This window comes from Halorubrum sp. BV1 (assembly GCF_000746205.1).
GTDB lineage: Archaea > Halobacteriota > Halobacteria > Halobacteriales > Haloferacaceae > Halorubrum.
Genome location: NZ_JQKV01000001.1, coordinates 437,300 through 453,098, shown reverse-complemented (window position 1 = coordinate 453,098; position 15,799 = coordinate 437,300). Strand labels below are relative to the sequence as shown.

Genomic DNA, 15,799 nt, shown 5'->3' with positions numbered 1-15,799 from the left:
ACCCGCGCGGCGACGGTCACTCGACGGAGCGGACGTAGCGGAGAAAAAAGCAGATGGAACCACCGTGAGTGGAACCGACAGATACGACAGCGTTCGGTCCGTGTCGCGCGTATGGGAGACACCACGGCCGCGGAGGCGAACGGGATCACCGCGCGCTACGAGGAGACGAACGGCGAGCGACTGCTCAGCTTTTTCGCAGACGGCGGGACTGCGACGGTCGCCCAGAACGTCGACGGCTACGCGATGCTGAAGGTCCGGACCGGACCCGACGGGGACGAACTGGAGCGGTACTACGGCTTCGACATGGCACTCGATCACGCCGCCGAGCTGCTCGGCGTCGCGGTCGGCGACCTCCCCGTCCCCGAGGCCGCCGCTGACATGGGGATGTAAGACAGGTCGACACCGTTTTTTCCGCCGTCGCCGATCGCCGATCCGTGACCGACTCACCATCTGTGACCGACTCCTCGCCTGCGTCCGATCCACCGTCCGCGTCCGATCCGACCGCACACCACGTCGGCGTCACCGTCTCCGACCTCGACCGCGCGGTCGAGTTTTACACCGATACGTTCGGGCTCGACGTCGTCGCCGAGTTCCCGGTGGGCGGCGATGCCTTCGCGGAGGCGGTCGGCGTGGAGGGGGCGTCCGCGTCGTTCGCGCACCTCGACGCCGACGGCGCGATCGTCGAACTCGTGGCGTACGACCCGCGAGGCGAGCCGGAGCCCGACCCCGAACTGAACCGGCCGGGAGCGGTCCACCTCGGGCTCTCCGTCGACGACGTAGAGGCGTTCTACGCCGACCTCGACGACGACGTCGAGACGCTGTCGCCGCCGCGGACCACGTCGAGCGGCACGACTATCCTGTTCGTCGTCGACCCCGAAGGGAACCTGATCGAAGTGCTCGACGCCTGAGGCGGGCGACCCGGCACGAGAATCGGTCTACGGACCGCGTCTCACTTCACTTTCGTTCCGGGAGCGGCGTCCTCGTAGGTCGTGAGGAGGTCCGCCTCCTCGCCCGCCGCGAGCACCATCCCGTTCGACTCGACGCCGAACAGCTCCGCCTTCTCCATGTTCGCGAGGACGATCACCTTCGTGTCGGGCAGGTCGTCGACGTCGTGAAGCTGTTTGAGCCCTGCGACGATCGTCCGCGTCTCCGCCCCGAGGTCGACGCGGAGACGGAGGAGGTCGTCCGCGCCCTCGATGCCTTCGGCCTCTTCGATCCGGCCCACCCGGATGTCGAGTTCCTGGAACTGGTCGAAGCTGATGCGGTCGTCGCTGAGGGGTTCGATGTCGGTCATGTCGTCGGTGTCGTCGTGGTCTCCGCTGCCGTCGTCGGTGCTGTCGCTGTCTCCGCCGTCGTCCGCATCGCGTTCGCCGTCGTCGCTTTCGGCCTCCGCGACGCGCGATTCGAGCTTCTCGTTCAGCGCCTCGACGCGCTCGTCTTCGATCTGTGCGAACAGCTCGGTCGGCTCCGCGAGGTCGCCCGCGGGGCCCTCGCGAGCGGCTTCGACGGTGACCTCGTGGACGGAGCCGTCCTCACCGAGCTGGTCCCAGAGGCGCTCGCACTTCTCGGGGGCGATCGGCTCGAAGAGGACCGCGATCGCCTTCGCGAGCGCGACGCAGTCGTGGATGACCTGCGCGGCCTCCTCGGGCTCGTCGTCGACGAGCTTCCACGGCTCGCTCCGCTGGATGTACTCGTTGCCGAAGCGCGCGAGGCCGGTGACGGCGTCGCCGAGCGCGCGCACGGAGTAGTCGTTGACCGCTGCCTCGACGGCGGCTATCGCCTCCTCGATTCGCTCTTCGACCTCGTCGCTCGTCGCCTCGGCGATCGGTGCCTCATCGTAGTTGCGGTGGGCAAAGAGGAGCGAGCGGTAGAGGAAGTTGCCGACGGTCCCGACGAGTTCGGTGTTCACGCGGTCTGCGAACTTCTCCCACGAGAAGTCCACGTCCTGCTGGAACCCGCCGTTGGTCGCGAGGTAGTAGCGCAGCGGGTCGGGATGGAATCCCTCCTCCAGGTACTCGTCGGCCCAGACGGCGCGGTCGCGGCTCGTCGAAAAGCCCTTACCGCCGAGCGTGACGAACCCGCTCGCCATCACCGCGCGCGGCTCCGCGTGACCGGTCGCCTCCAGCATGGCGGGCCAGAAGATCGTGTGGTGCTGGATGATGTCGCGGCCGATCACGTGGATTATTTCGCCGCCCTCCGGGTGCTCGTCGCTGGCGTTCTCTTTCCACGCCGCCTCCCAGTCGAAGGCGTCCGCGCCGACGCGCCCCGAGTACTGTTTGGTTGAGGAGATGTACTCGATCGGCGCGTCGACCCAGACGTACAAGACGAGGTCGTGGTCGGCGGTTTCACCGCCTCCCCGAGGCGACTCCGTCGCCTCGCCCCCCGGGTAGTCGATCCCCCAGTCCATGTCGCGGGTGATACACCAGTCTTGGAGTCCCTGCTCTATCCACTCGCGGGGCTGGTTCCGGGCGTTCGAGGTCCCTTCGAGCCGGTCGAGAAAGTCGGAGAGGTAGTCGGCGAACGCCGAGACCTCGAAGAACTTGTGCGTGCGCTCGCGGTACTCGGCGGGGTTCCCGGAGATAGTCGAGACGGGGTCTTCGACCTCGCCGGGTTCGAGGTGGCGCTGGCATCCCTCGTCGCACTCGTCGCCGCGGGCGTGCGCGCCGCAGTACGGGCAGGTCCCCTCGACGTACCGGTCGGGGAGATACTGGTCGTCGACCGGGTCGTACGCGACCATGATATCCTTCTCGTAGAGGTGACCGCCCTCCTCTAGGTCGCGGACGAGCCCTTGGGTCGTCTGCGTGTTTGTCTCGTCGTGCGTGTGGCCGTAGTTGTCGAACTCGACGTTGAACTTCGGGAACGTCTCGGCGTACGTCTCGTGCCAGTCGAGCGCGAACGACTCGGGCGAGACGCCCTCCTTTTCGGCGTTGACCGCGACTGGCGTGCCGTGCATGTCGGAGCCGGAGACGAACGCGGTCTCCTGTCCGAGGCGGTTGAGCGCGCGGCTGAACACGTCGCCGCCGACGTAGGTGCGGAGGTGGCCGATGTGGAGGTCGCCGTTGGCGTACGGCAACCCACAGGTCACCACCGCCGGGTGGTCGGTGGGGAAGTCGTCGTGGCTCATGTGGTCTGATCGTGTTATCGTGGATACGGGCCTAAAGCCCGCTGATTTCCGGGTCCGATCGAGGCGGATCGCCCCATCGGTGCCGAGCCCGCACCCGGCCGCGCGGACGAGCGCCGTCCGCGACCGCTCGCGACGGCGTCCGAGAGGTGCTCGTCAGGGCTCCATCGACCGTTCGGCCCGACCGGTGAGCCGGTCGGGATCGAGCCGATAGAACTCGAACGCCACTTGGCTCGTCGGTTCGCCGAAGACGTCGACCATCGGGATCCGACTCGTCCGTTCGAGCCCGGCGAGCGCCTCCGTCGAGAGGGACTCGTCCGCCGTCGACACCAACCGGCCGCTCGCGACCACGCTCTCCCACCGATCGCCGCGCTCTCCGTAGGTGACGAACGTAGCGTCGCGCTCCGTCGGCTCCGCCTTTCCGCTTCCCTCTCCGACGGCCAGCCGGAAATAAAACACCGCCTCGACAGGGTCGTACCCGTACGAGACCGGGACCGAGTGCGGGGGATCGCCGTCGGCCGTCGACAGAGAGAGGACTCCCGTTCCCGCCCGTCCGAGGAACTCGTCGCGCTCGTCTGCGTCCATCCGAACCGCGTCGAGATCGCTCATACGATGTCTTCGACCGGGACGGTAATGAAGACCGATCACGGGCTACCCCCAGACGAGAGCCGCGGACCGCCGCGTCTCGCTCACACGATTTTCCGGACGATCGCGGCCGCCTCGGACGCAGTCGGCGCGAGGACGTAGATGATCGGCTCGATGCCGACCGCACCGGTCTGATAGCAGACGAGCGTTCCGTCGTCGCTGTCGGCCGGGAGATCGGCGGCCGCGACCGCCTCCCGCACCGCCTCGTGCGTCGGGCGCTCCGGGTCGAACTCGACGGTCGGGTACGAGTCGGCGAGCGTCTCGACGGTCTCTGGATCGTACCGGAGGTTCACCGCGCCGCGGGCGGTCGAGCCGGCCTCGCGGGCGGCGAGTAGGACGCTCGCGACGTGCTCGCTCACGCCGAACTCCGGCTCGCCCGGGACCATCGCCTGTCCCTTCACGTCGACGAGCCGACCGGGGACGGCGGCGACGTCGTCGACGGTCGTCGCATCGTCGAGACACTCCACGACGTTCGCGCCGACGTTCGGGATCAGACCCGCGAATCCCGACGCGTTCGTCAGGGTGCGGAGCCCGCGCCGGACCGACCCGAGGACGCGCTCGCGCTCGCGGAGTCCGCTGTCCGGGTCGTGGACCGAGAACTCGACGTCGGCGTCCGACAGCGCCGGCATCGCCTCCTCGTGGAGGTCGGCGAGGAGGTCGCCCTCCTCCAGTCGGCGGATCAGCACTTCGATCTCGACGAGCGCGCCGACGGGCGTGAGGTCGCCGGCGGCGAGCCCCTCGCCGACGCGGTCGACGAGGTCGCGGACGCGGTCGTCGGCGACGACGCGCTCGTGTCTGGCGACCTCGCCGTGGGCGTACTTCGAGACCGCAGACTGCGAGATCCCGAGCGCGTCAGCGACTTCCAGCTGCGTGAACCCCCGCTCGCGGAGGTCCTCGGCGAGCATCGAGCGCACGGTCGGAAGGAACTCGTCGACGACGACCTCCTCTATGAACCTCATCGAGCGTCGCCCTCCGGACCGTCGCCCGAAAACTCCGGATCATCGCCGATCCGCGAGGCTTGCGGGCCGTCCTGATTCTGGTATTTCGAGCCCCGCTCCGCTCCGTACGGTCTGTCTGCGGGCGACTTGAGTTCCGTGAACGTGAGCTGTGAGACGCGCATCCCCGGCGAGAGCGCGACGGGGGCGGTCCCGAGATTCGAGAGTTCGAGGGTGATCTGTCCCTCGTATCCGGGGTCACAGAGCCCGGCGGTCGCGTGCACGACGATCGCGAGTCGGCCGAGCGACGAGCGCCCCTCGACGTGCGCGACGAGGTCGTCCGGGATCGCGACGCGCTCTGCGGTCGTGCCGAGGACGAAGTCGCCGGGGTGGAGGATGAACTCGTCGCCCTGATCGACGGTGGTCTCCGTGACGTACTCGCCGACCTCGTCGGCCTCCGTCGGGTGGATACACGGGATGTTGGTCCGCTGGAACTCTAAGAATCGCTCGCCGAGCCGGAGGTCGACGCTGGCCGGCTGGACCTGCTGGTCGATGTCGTCGAGGGGTTCGATCGCGAGGTCCCCGTCCGCGAGTCGGGAGAGGATGTCCGCGTCCGACAATATCATACCGGGAGAGGGTGCGCGGTCGGTATAAATCCTGCAAAAACGCTCGTCTGTCCGACTGTCGACGACGCGGTCCGTTCGACCGGTCCCCCGTGTCCGTTCGACCGCTAACTCCTTTGACCTCGGCGCACACCGATCCGGCATGGACGAACACGGGACCGACCCGCTCGCCGACGAGGATGTGGTTCGGGTGCTCGACGCGGACGGACGTCCGCTCCCGGACGCGACCGTTCCCGACCTCACTGACGACCGGTTCCGCGCGATCTACCGCGATCTGGTCGTCACTCGGCGGTTCGACGAGCGTGCAGTCAGCCTCCAGCGGCAGGGGCGAATCGGGACGTACGCGCCCTGTGCGGGACAGGAGGGGTCCGCCGTCGGCTCGACGCACGCGCTCGCGGACCGCGATCTCATCAGCTACCAGTACCGCGAGCACGGCGCGATCGTCGTGCGCGACCTGCTCACCGAGTACCTCCCCTACTGGATGGGCCACGAGGTCGGAACGGAGGCCATCGCCGCGGGCAACGTCTTCCCGCTGAACATCGGCATCGCGGCGCACATTCCGCACGCGGTCGGCGCGTCGTGGGCGTTCGACTACCGCGACGAGGACCGGCTCGTCGCCTGTCACTTCGGAGGCGGCGCGACGAGCGAGGGCGACTTCCACGAGGCGATGAACTTCGCCGGCGTGTTCGACACCCCCACGCTGTTCTGCTGTCACGCCAACGGCTGGGCCATCTCGATCCCCGAGGCGGACCAGACCGCGAGCGAGACGTTCGCACAGAAGGCGGACGCGTACGGCTTCGACGGCGTCCGCGTCGACGGGATGGACCCGCTGGCGAGCTACGCGGTCACGCGTGAGGCGGCGAAGCGAGCGCGGGCGGGCGGCGACGGTTCGGACGCCACTGCGTCCGACGACGCCCCCCCTCGTCCCGCGCTCATCGAGTTCGTCGAGTACCGGTTCGGCGCGCACACGACCGCCGACGACCCGACCGTCTACCGCGACGAAGACGAGGTCGAGCCGTGGCGCGCGCTCGACCCGATCGATCGGATGGAGACGTTCCTCCGCGAGACGGGCCGGATCGACGACGAGGGCGTCGCGGCGATCCACGAGGAGGCGGACGAGATCGTCGCCGACGCCATCGACGCCGCGGAGTCGATCGAGGCCGACCCCGCGGACATGTTCGATCACGCCTACGCCGAACTCCCGCCGGAACTCCGCCGCCAGCGCGACGAACTGCTCGCCGCCGTCGATGAACACGGCGAAGACGCGTTCCTGCGGGAGTAGCGGGAGGCGGGAACACGGGTAGCAAGCGCTAGCCGGTGTCCTACAGATACGCCCGCGCCGCCTCCGCCGCCGTCCGCCCGCTCTCCATCGCTCCCTGAATCGACGACCACTCCGTGTAGTCGCCGGCGATCACGACCGGTCCCTCGGGGTCGTCTGCGCCCGGGAGCGTCGCGTGGACGCCCGGCGGCTGCGCGAACTGCGCGAACCGGATCCGGTGGACGTCGACGGTCTCCAGCGCCGAGAAGTCCTCACCCGGAAACCACGCGTGAAGCGCGTCGCGGACGTCGTCGCGGAGCGCGTCCGCGGGGCGGCGGAGCGGGCCGTCGCCGAGGAACGTCGCCGCGAGAAGCGCCCGATCGTCGGGCGCGTACTCCGGTGCAACCGTCGACATCGGCACGACCGCGTTCGGCGATTCGCCGGCGGCGTTGAGCAGGATCCGAGATCCGGACTCTGGGGCCGCGTCCGCCGGCAGCGCGTACCAGCCGGTGACATTCGGGACGCCCTCCGTGGGGATCGCGTCGACGCTGGTGAGCTTCCGGGCCTCCGGCGGCGACGCGGCCACGACGACCACGTCGCTCTCGCGCGTCGAGCCGTCTTCGAGTTCGACGACGGCGCGTCCGGCGTCGGACGATCCGCTCCGAAACGGGAGTCGCCCGCCCTCTTCCGTCCGCACCGACTCGACGGCCGCGCCGGTCCGTATCTCGACGCCCGCCGACCGCGCCCGGGCGGCGAGCGCCTCCGGAAGCGCCGCCATGCCGGCGGCCGGCACGCCGATCGAGCCGCGGCTCATCGCGCGGAACGTGTACTCGAAGACGTGCTTCGAGGTCGACAGCGTTCTGTCGAGGGTGATCCCGCCGTAGAACGGCTCGACGAAGTTCGCGAGGTACTCGTCGGCGAATCCCCAACTCCGAAGGTACTCGCGGATTGACGCGTCCGGTCCGGAGAAGAAGTCGCGTTCGTCTCGTCGGTCGAGGTCGTACCGGAGCGCGAGCGTCCGGAGCTTATCCGAGAACGACACCTCGTCGTTTCGCAGCGACGCGAGCGCGTGCCGGGGGTCGCGAATCGGATCTGCGAGCACCGCGCGCGACCCCGGCCGACAGATCGTCGCGCCGGGAGCGAACCGCCGGAGATCGAGGTCGTCGATCCCGTCAGATCCGAGCTCGCGCTCGACGGCGGGGTAGCCGGTGAAAAGCACCTGAAAGCCGCGATCGAGCGTGAACCCGTCGACCGTCTCGGTCCGCACGCGCCCGCCGACCGTCGGGCGGCGTTCGAAAAGCGTCACGTCTGCGCCCGCGTCCGCGAGCCGGGCCGCCGCGACGAGCCCGCTTAGCCCGCCGCCGACGACGGTGGCGTCTCCGTCCATACAGGCGTATCGGGACGCGGGATTATAAGCGGCGGCGGGTCGCCGGCGGACAGGTCGACTGTCGCTTCGAGGTCACCGCCCCGCGGACGACCCCCCGACTCGCCCGCCGCGCCGTCGCGTCACGGCCAGGTTCGACGGGTGTTCGACGCCGATCGACGCGTTCGTCGGGAGGTCTGTCAGGGTCCGCTCGCGTCCGTCGGGCCAGCGGACGGTCGCGCTGACCGGCGTCGCGTCTCCGAGGCCGAAGTGCGCCACCGGCTCGGTCTGACAGAGACAGCCCCCGCCGGCGTCGATAGCGCGACACTGGGTCCCGGCCGTCGTGTCGAGGGTGACGACCGCGCCGCGGGCGGGGGCTCCATACCGAGTCGACGGCCGGAGCCGAAGCCAGTCGGCGTCTGCGGCGTCAGAATGCCGATACACAGAGATCGGCTGTGCGGCGACCTCGCCGTGGACGACGATCAGTTCGAGGACACCGTCGCCGTCGAGGTCCGCGGCGACCGCACCCGTGCCGAACCCGTCCGGCTCGGCGGCGGGTCCGGGGTCGACGCGCCGCCAGCGCGTGTCGTGGCCGCCGGCGCGCTCGACGCATCGCTCGCCGACGCGCTCGTAGAGCCGGTTCGGCTCCCCGGCGGCGTTGTAGAACAGTTCCTCCCGGCCGTCGTTGTCGAAGTCGGCGGCGACGACCGTTCGGACGCGGTGAGGACCGCGGAGCGAATCCGTCGCGACGTCCGAAAACGATCCGGAGCCGGTCCGGCGGAGGAGCCGGTTCGGCCCGCCCTCGTTGCCGATGGCGAACGCGAACGTCCCGCCCTCGTCGACGAGCGCGGCACCACGAGTGTCGCCGGACGGGTCCGCGAGCGCCGGGATATCGGCGGACCCGTCGTAGTGACCACCGTCGTTCCGGAACAGCCGATTCGCTCCCCGTTCGACACCGGCGAACAGGTCGCCCTCGCCGGAGCAGTCGGGAACTGAGAGCAGCGAGCGGCAGCCGCCGTCGACCGTGAGACCGACGGCTTCTGCCATGTCCGTTATCTCGCCGTCGTCGCCGAGTTCGTAGAACGCGAGCGGCGCGGCGTACCCGGAGACGGCGACCCCGTACCGTCCCGTTCCGAGCCGGTCGAGCGCGGCCACAGACCGGCCCGCGCGGACGTCGAGCCGGTCCGCGTTCACGTCGAGCGCGAACACGTCGGTCCAGCGGAACCGGTCCGATTCGACACGGCTCAAGAGCAGGTCCGGATCGCCGCCGTCGACGCCTCTCGCACAGTTGTGAACGTACACCTCCTCGCAGCCGTCGGCGTCGAGGTCGGCGGCGCAGACGCCCATCCCGTGGCGGGTCCCGTCGGCGACGATCCCACAGGCGGTGTCGACGAAGCGGTCGCCGTCGCGGGCGTACAGGCGGTTCGGCTCTCCGTAGCCGGCGACGAACAGGAGCGGTCCCTCCCGGCCCGGCGTCACCGCGATTCCGTAGCCGCGAAGTGGGTCGTCGCCCGCGAGGAGGTCCGACCGCTCCGTGAACATGACCGACCGTCACCGCTCGGGGAATATGAACTCACGGGTTGGATTCACGACGCGAACGACGTGGTATTTACCCGCCCCTCGCCGCGACCGGTCGCGAGGCGCGTCTCCGTCGGCTACAGGTTTCGCTCGACGTACCGGTGAATCGTGCGGACGCGATCCGGCTCGAACGACCAGAGTCCGCGCCAGACGCGAGGCTCTGACTCGACCGCGAGGAGGGCCACGCCGCCTTCGACCCCGCGCTTGATATCGGCACCCGCCTCCGGATCGACCGGCTGCGGCCCGTCGGGCGGTCGATACACGACGAACCAGCTGTCGGTGTAATCCGGCGTGTAGCCGCTGTGGATGGTCGCGTCGATCCCGTTCGGCACGTCGTCGGGGACACCGTAGAGGTGCGTCTCGACTCCGCCGCCGGCGACGCGTTCGTACACGTCTCGGGTTCCGACCTCGTCGTCGAGACGGGAGAGCCGCTGGAACGACGAGCGGAGCGTGCCGTCCCCGGCGATCCACGCGGCGCGTTCGATGAACCGAGAGATGGTGATGAGAAGCAGTTTCTGCCTGTTCGATTCGGGGTAGCCGCGCAGCGTGAACAGCGTGTCGTCGAGCCCGGAGATGACGGCCGGGAGATCGAGGCCGGCGATGGGGCGGCTGCCCGTGATATACAGATCGGAGTTGACGAAAAGGACCGCGTCGCCCAGTTCGCCGAGCGTCGACCCAGCCACCACCTCGTCGCCCTCGACGAGGAGCGCGAGGTTCTCGACGTCGGCCAGACTCTCGCCGTCAAACGACACCGCGTCGTTCCGGCGCAGCTCCTCCGCGTCGATCACGAGGTCGGGCGTGGAACCGGGAGCGCCCCCAGAGGTCTGTACCGTGGTGAACTCGCTCGCGGCGAGGCCGCCGTCGCGCGTCGCCCGGGTGGAGACGGTTCCGCCGCCCGCCTCCGATCCCGCGCCGTCCGCTCTTGCATCCTCTCCCTCCGCTCCCGCGCCGTCCGCCTGCTTCCGGACGTCCGTGCTCTCGGTCTCCGACTCTTCGCCGTCCGCCGACTCTTCGCCGTCCGCCGACTCTTCGCCGTCCGCCGACTCTTCGCCGTCCGCCGGCTCCCCCACCGTTCGTCCGTCGACCACGGTCACCCCGGTGTCCCCGAACGTGTCGACGAGCATGTTCAACACGGGATCGGGGTCGGTTCGGTTGACCACGACGAGGGATCGCTCGACGCTGCCGAAGCGATCGAGGAGCTGTTCGAGCGTCACGAAACGTTGTTCCGGGTGAATCCGGCATAAGTATTGGCTCGTGGTTATCCGGTTTGAAAAACAGCGGAAGACGTCCGCGGAATCACACGGTTTCGGCGTTGACGAACCGCTCACAGACCGTCCCGTTCTCGGTTGTCGACTCCCTCAGGCGACGGTGTCTTCGAGCAGTTGGAGCGGGTGTTTGATCTCATAGCCCGTGCCGTGTTCCATCTGCATCGCGCAGGTCGGACACTCTGTCATCCCCACGTCGCCTTCGGCGTCCTCCATGTGCTCGAACATCTCCGCGCCGATCTCCATCGATTTCTCGTATTTCTCTTCTTTCCAGCCGTAGGTCCCGGAGATGCCGGAACAGGAGTCGCCGACGTCTTCCATCTCGACGCCCTCCACGTCGCGGAACGTCTCGACGGCCTGTCGGGAGAGCCCTTGGTTGCGGGCGTGACACGGCGCGTGGTACGCGAACGACTGCTCGTCCGCGAGTTCGGTGCCCGCCAGCTCGTCATCCAGATCCTCGTGGATACGGAGGTATTCGAGCGCCTCGAAGGTGTGCTCTGAGACGTCCTCGATCCCGTGGATGTCGAACAGCTCGGGGTACTCCTGTCGCAGCGAGAGCGAACAGGAGGTACACGACGCGATCACGTCCGCGCCCTCGCCTATCGCCTCGACGAGGTTCTCGACGTTCGTCTCCGCGTGTCTCCGGGCGTCTTTCAGCATTCCGTTCGCGAACATCGGCGTCCCGGAGCACTTCTGGGGCGGCACCATGACCTCGTACCCGAAGTGCTCGTACACCCGCACCATGGCCTTGCCGACCTCGGGGGTGTTGTAGTTCGAGTAACAGCCGTGGAAGTACGCGACCCGCTTGTCCGGGTTCTCGACCTGCGCGCCCCCGCGCTCGCGCCACCACTCGCGGAACGTCTGGGTGGCGAACTCGGGGAAGTCGCGCTCGCCGGCGATTCCGAGAACCTTCTCGCCTATCGTCATCGCGCCCGGGATCTTCGCCGCCGCGTTCGCCAGCCGCGGGACCTTGCTCGCGATGGAGGCGAAAAAGCGGTAGTTCGAGAGGATCCGATTGCGAATGTACTCCCGCGAGAGCTTCTCCATCTGCTCTTCGACGAACTGTCCGCGCGCCTCGTTGTGCATCTGCGAGAGCGGCACGGAGGAGGGACACGCGGAGTCACACCGCATGCAGTTCGAACACGACGTGATCGACTCGTCGATGTCGTGGTCGTCCTTGCGCTTGAGCCGCCACTGCTCCGGGCCTTGGAACTTCGGCCCCGGGAACTCCTCGTCGACCTCGGCGACCGGACAGGAGGTGTCACAGCTCGTGCACTTGTAACAGGAGTCCGCGCCCTCTCTGAGATCGAGGTCGCCGCCGGGGAACACGTCCACCGGGTCGTAGGCGTCGGGATCGAGGTCCGCGGAGTCGGAGCCGCCGGTCGCGCTCTCGACGCCGCCGTCGGTGGCGGCGCGGTCCGAAAGCCCCGCCGCGTCTCCCCCCGCCGAGTCCCCCTCGTCCGGGACGAAGATCGACGGCTGCTCGTCGCGGCCGACCCGGGGCACACCCGGCTCCGGGTGCGGCGTTTCGTCCGATCCGTCGGTCGCACCCTCCGATCCGTCGGTCGTGTCTCCCGGTTCGTCGGTCGTCTCCCGTCCGCCGTCGTCACCGCCGCGTTGTGTGTCTCGTGTCATTCGTTCGCCTCCGTCGCCGCCTCTCGTCCGGCCGTCACGCCGGTCGCGAGCGACACCCCGCTCGCGGATTTCTCTCTCGCCACGTCCGCGCCGCCGACGACCCCGCCGGCCGCGAAGACGTTCTCGTACTGTACCTCCCCGTCCGCGTCCAGCGGCCGACACCGCTCGTCGGGGCGCACCCCGAACCGGGCGTACGGCTGGTCGCCGAACACGTCGTCGACGAACCACTCGTAGCGGTCCGTGGGCTGGTCGACGTGCAGGTCGAAGACGGGCTCGCGGACCCCATCCCGATCGGAGTCGAGTCCCTTCCCGACCAGCCCTCCAGTCGCCAGCACGAACGCGTCGGCGGCGTACGGCGTCTCCCGGCCCTTCCGGTCAACGCCGACGGCCTCGACTCGCCCGTCCGCGGCCGCGTCGATCCCCACGACGGGGTTGCCGGTTTCGAACCGGACGCCTGCGTCGGCGAGCGCGTCGTACAGCCGGTCTTCGAGCCGGAGCCCCGGCAGGCTCGGCGGCCCCATCGGAATCTCGAACACGTCCGCACCGAGCCGGTCGGCGAGTTCGGCGCGCACCTCGTTCCCCCGGTCGTCCCCGAGGAACGCCGGGAACCCCACGCGGTCGACGCGCTCGACGCCGCCCGCCTCGTCTTCGGCGTCGTGGAGGTGCGGCGCGACCGCCTTCGCGAGCGCCTCGCGAGCGGGCGTCCCGTCGATCTCCTCGTCGTGGTCGAGCGCCTTCGCGATCCGCGTCACCTTCGTGTCGGCGCGGAACGCCTCCACGAACTCGACTTCCGCGCCGGCGACGTCGAACGGGACGCCGGCCGCCTCGAGCCGCCCCGCGAACGCCCGCGCGTCGTACTCCGTGAGCGACCGGAACCCGACGATGAGCGTCGGCCGGTTGTCGCTCGCGAGTCCAGCCTCGGCGGCCGCGGGGTACCGCGCGGTCGGCTTCACGCTCCCGCCGAACGTCGGAACGAGGGCGTTGCGGTCGGTGTGGCCACCGCGGTAGGCGTCGCCGACGAGGTCGTCGAAGAGCGCGAGCCCCTCGCGGAGCGCCTCCGCGCCGACGATCCGGTACGGATGCGAGTCGGGAAGCCGTTCGATCCCCTCGAACGGGTCGGAAAGCGGCCCCTCCGGGTCCGGCCACTCGTCGCGGTCGAGTTCGCGGCCCGCCGTCGGCGGCCCCTCGCGAAGCGGCGTCGCGGGCTCCGTCGCCGGGACGTACCCGAGCGCGTCTATCAGTCCGGAGGCCTGCCGGAGCGTGCTCGATTTGTGCGAGACGAGCCGGACGTCCGCGCCCTCGCGGGCCGCCGCGACAGCAGACGTGATCGCCGCGATCCCGCCGCCGACGACGAGGACGTCGCTATCGATCGCCATCGGTCACCCCGCTGCTCCCGGCGTTCTCGCCGACTCGGCCGCCGTCGGCCGCGGCGGTTCCGGCGGGTTCGGAGGCGTCCGACCCGGCCGCGTCGGCGTCGGCTCCTGCGTCGAACGCGTCGAAGTCCACCGCGCCGTCGAGGCCCGCCGGGTCGCCGTCGCGGTTCATCGTCGTCGCGTGCAGCAGGTGGTTCAACATCGCCTGCGAGAGCTGCCGGCCCCACAGCGCGTGCCGCTGTCCCTTCCAGCGTTCCTGATACAGCTCGTCTTCGGCGTCGCGGACGACCGGTTCGGGGTACTCTCGCGCCAGCTCCGCGGCGATCCGGTGTGAACAGAACCCGCCCTGACAGTTACCCATCGAGGCGCGGGTGCGGAGCCGGACCGCGTTGAGGTCGCTGCCGGCCTCGTCGATAGCATTTCGAACCTCCGCGCGCGTGACGCCCTCGCACTCGCAGACGACGGGGTTGGGGTCGACGCCCTCCAGCACGTCGTCGGCGCGGGATCCGAGCCGCTGGCCCGACCGTCGGGCGACCGGCGAGCGGAGGCCGAACTCGTCCATCAGCTCGTTCATCCGCGCCGGACTCTCGGAGCCGGGGAGCGGTGCGTCGGCGGTGTCACAGGTCGCCTCGTGGCCGAGCGCGTCGCAGACGTGGTCGGAGATGGACTCCGCCATCATCCGGTACGTGGTGAGCTTCCCGCCGACGATGGTCGTCATCCCCGGGAGGTCGTCGCGGTCGCCGTGATCGAGGAGGAAATAGTCGCGCGTGATGTCGGTCGGATCTTCGGTTCCGGTTCCCGGCGGCTCGTACAGCGGCCGGACGCCCCAGAACGACCGGAGCGTCCGGGCGTTCTTGAGCTCCGGCACGAGCTCGGAGAGGGTCTCGATCATCAGATCCACTTCCCAGTCCTCCTCGGGGTAGTCCTCGGGGTCGTCGACCTCCTCGTCCGTCGTTCCGAGAATGCAGGCGGTCTCGTGAGGGACGATGATGTCGGCGTCGCCCTTGGGTCGACAGCGGTTGATTACGGTGTCGACCTGCCGGGTGTTCATCACCGTCATCACGCCCTTCGAGGGGCGAACCTCCACGTCGACGCCGGCCATCTCTCCGACGTTTCCCGCCCACGCGCCGGTCGCGTTGACGACGTGGCGCGCGCGGATCTCCTCCGTCGTCCCCGGCTCGCGGTGGACCCGCTTGCCGGGCCCCGTCTCGTGTTCGATCTCGACGCCGACGACCTCGCCGTCCTCGACGAGCACGTCGGTGACCGGCGCGTGGGTCTCGATCCGCGCGCCGTGCTCGCGGGCGTCGGCCGCGTTCGACACGCAGAGTCGGAAGGGGTCGACCGCGCCGTCGGGTAAGGCGATCGCCTTCTCCACGTCGCGCGCGAGGTACGGCTCGCGCCGCCGCGCCTCCTCGCCGTCTATCACCTCGGCGGGGATGTCGCAGGCGCGGCATCCCTCCAGTTTCTCCTGAAAGTACTCCTCCGAGTCCTCCGGACGCTTCACGAACAGCCCGCCGGTCTCCTCGACGCAGTGGGCCGCGATGTCGCGGAGCACCCGGTTCTCCTCGATACACTCGCGGGCGCTCTTCTGGTCCGAGACGGCGTACCGTCCCCCGCTGTGTAACAGTCCGTGCATGCGACCCGTCGTCCCGTGCGTCAGGTTCCCCTTCTCGACGAGGACCACCTCTACCCCCCGTCGCGCCAGGTCCCTGACGACGCCGCATCCCGTCGACCCCCCACCGACGACGACGACGTCCACCTGTCTGTCCATGTGTGTCGCTTGGCCCCTGCCTACTTTACTTTACCTCCTACCTGCGACCTCGGGTAACGATACGAGATGTTCATATGGGTTGTCCGGTGGCCCCACCGCGGCTCTTATATACTCTCTTTTTCATACGGCGCTCGATCGAGATTTTAACGGGAAGTTTATTATGGTAGTACGTTATGTTCACGAACGGCGTGGTAGCTTCCGTGAAGATATGTTGCGTCGGCGACGGCGAGCG

13 protein-coding genes are annotated in these 15,799 nt (G+C 69.2%); 3 read left to right on the top strand and 10 right to left on the bottom strand.

Annotation, left to right across the window (positions count from 1 at the left end; genetic code table 11):
* Window positions 1–111 precede the first annotated feature (111 nt).
* Together EP28_RS02250 and EP28_RS02245 are read left to right on the top strand one after the other, a co-directional pair.
* The gene (locus EP28_RS02250) at window positions 112–390 is read left to right on the top strand and encodes a DUF7111 family protein (protein ID WP_049982369.1); all 279 of its coding nucleotides are present in this window, start codon (window positions 112–114) and stop codon (window positions 388–390) included.
* Between the two features lie 44 nt (window positions 391–434).
* Window positions 435–908 (top strand): VOC family protein, encoded by a 474-nt coding sequence (locus EP28_RS02245; RefSeq protein ID WP_394297587.1) that lies wholly within the window; start codon window positions 435–437, stop codon window positions 906–908.
* Window positions 909–949: 41 nt separating this feature from the next.
* On the opposite strand, the gene metG is transcribed toward EP28_RS02245, so the two are convergent.
* The 4 genes from metG to dcd form a co-directional block, all read right to left on the bottom strand.
* On the bottom strand, window positions 950–3,124 hold the full coding sequence (metG, locus tag EP28_RS02240; protein WP_049982368.1) for a methionine--tRNA ligase: 2,175 nt from the start codon (window positions 3,122–3,124) through the stop codon (window positions 950–952).
* Window positions 3,125–3,277: 153 nt separating this feature from the next.
* Window positions 3,278–3,730 (bottom strand): pyridoxamine 5'-phosphate oxidase family protein, encoded by a 453-nt coding sequence (locus EP28_RS02235; RefSeq protein ID WP_049982367.1) that lies wholly within the window; start codon window positions 3,728–3,730, stop codon window positions 3,278–3,280.
* Between the two features lie 80 nt (window positions 3,731–3,810).
* Window positions 3,811–4,725, bottom strand: coding sequence for a thiamine-phosphate synthase family protein (locus EP28_RS02230; RefSeq protein ID WP_049982366.1), 915 nt, complete (start codon window positions 4,723–4,725; stop codon window positions 3,811–3,813).
* Window positions 4,722–5,327, bottom strand: coding sequence for a dCTP deaminase (gene dcd, locus EP28_RS02225; RefSeq protein ID WP_049982365.1), 606 nt, complete (start codon window positions 5,325–5,327; stop codon window positions 4,722–4,724). The genes EP28_RS02230 and dcd overlap by 4 nt, the downstream gene beginning before the upstream one ends.
* 139 nt (window positions 5,328–5,466) lie before the next feature.
* Between dcd and EP28_RS02220 the strand changes: the two genes are divergently transcribed.
* Window positions 5,467–6,606 (top strand): thiamine pyrophosphate-dependent dehydrogenase E1 component subunit alpha, encoded by a 1,140-nt coding sequence (locus tag EP28_RS02220; protein WP_049982364.1) that lies wholly within the window; start codon window positions 5,467–5,469, stop codon window positions 6,604–6,606.
* A 40-nt stretch (window positions 6,607–6,646) separates the two neighbouring features.
* On the opposite strand, the gene EP28_RS02215 is transcribed toward EP28_RS02220, so the two are convergent.
* The 6 genes from EP28_RS02215 to glpA all read right to left on the bottom strand — a co-directional run bounded on the left by EP28_RS02215 (window position 6,647) and on the right by glpA (window position 15,567).
* On the bottom strand, window positions 6,647–7,969 hold the full coding sequence (locus EP28_RS02215; RefSeq protein WP_049982363.1) for an NAD(P)/FAD-dependent oxidoreductase: 1,323 nt from the start codon (window positions 7,967–7,969) through the stop codon (window positions 6,647–6,649).
* Window positions 7,970–8,041: 72 nt separating this feature from the next.
* A complete protein-coding gene (locus EP28_RS02210; protein ID WP_049982362.1) occupies window positions 8,042–9,487 on the bottom strand; it encodes a CRTAC1 family protein in 1,446 nt (481 codons plus the stop codon).
* Window positions 9,488–9,600: 113 nt separating this feature from the next.
* On the bottom strand, window positions 9,601–10,737 hold the full coding sequence (locus EP28_RS02205; protein ID WP_049982361.1) for a hypothetical protein: 1,137 nt from the start codon (window positions 10,735–10,737) through the stop codon (window positions 9,601–9,603).
* A gap of 144 nt (window positions 10,738–10,881) precedes the next feature.
* A complete protein-coding gene (locus tag EP28_RS02200; protein ID WP_049982360.1) occupies window positions 10,882–12,423 on the bottom strand; it encodes an anaerobic glycerol-3-phosphate dehydrogenase subunit C in 1,542 nt (513 codons plus the stop codon).
* Window positions 12,420–13,799 carry a glycerol-3-phosphate dehydrogenase subunit GlpB gene (gene glpB, locus EP28_RS02195; protein ID WP_049982359.1) on the bottom strand — a complete coding sequence of 460 codons (1,380 nt, stop codon included), beginning with the start codon at window positions 13,797–13,799 and terminating at the stop codon, window positions 12,420–12,422. Before glpB ends, EP28_RS02200 begins: the two co-directional genes overlap by 4 nt.
* Window positions 13,786–15,567 (bottom strand): anaerobic glycerol-3-phosphate dehydrogenase subunit GlpA, encoded by a 1,782-nt coding sequence (gene glpA / locus EP28_RS02190; RefSeq protein WP_049982358.1) that lies wholly within the window; start codon window positions 15,565–15,567, stop codon window positions 13,786–13,788. Before glpA ends, glpB begins: the two co-directional genes overlap by 14 nt.
* Between the last annotated feature and the right edge of the window lie 232 nt (window positions 15,568–15,799).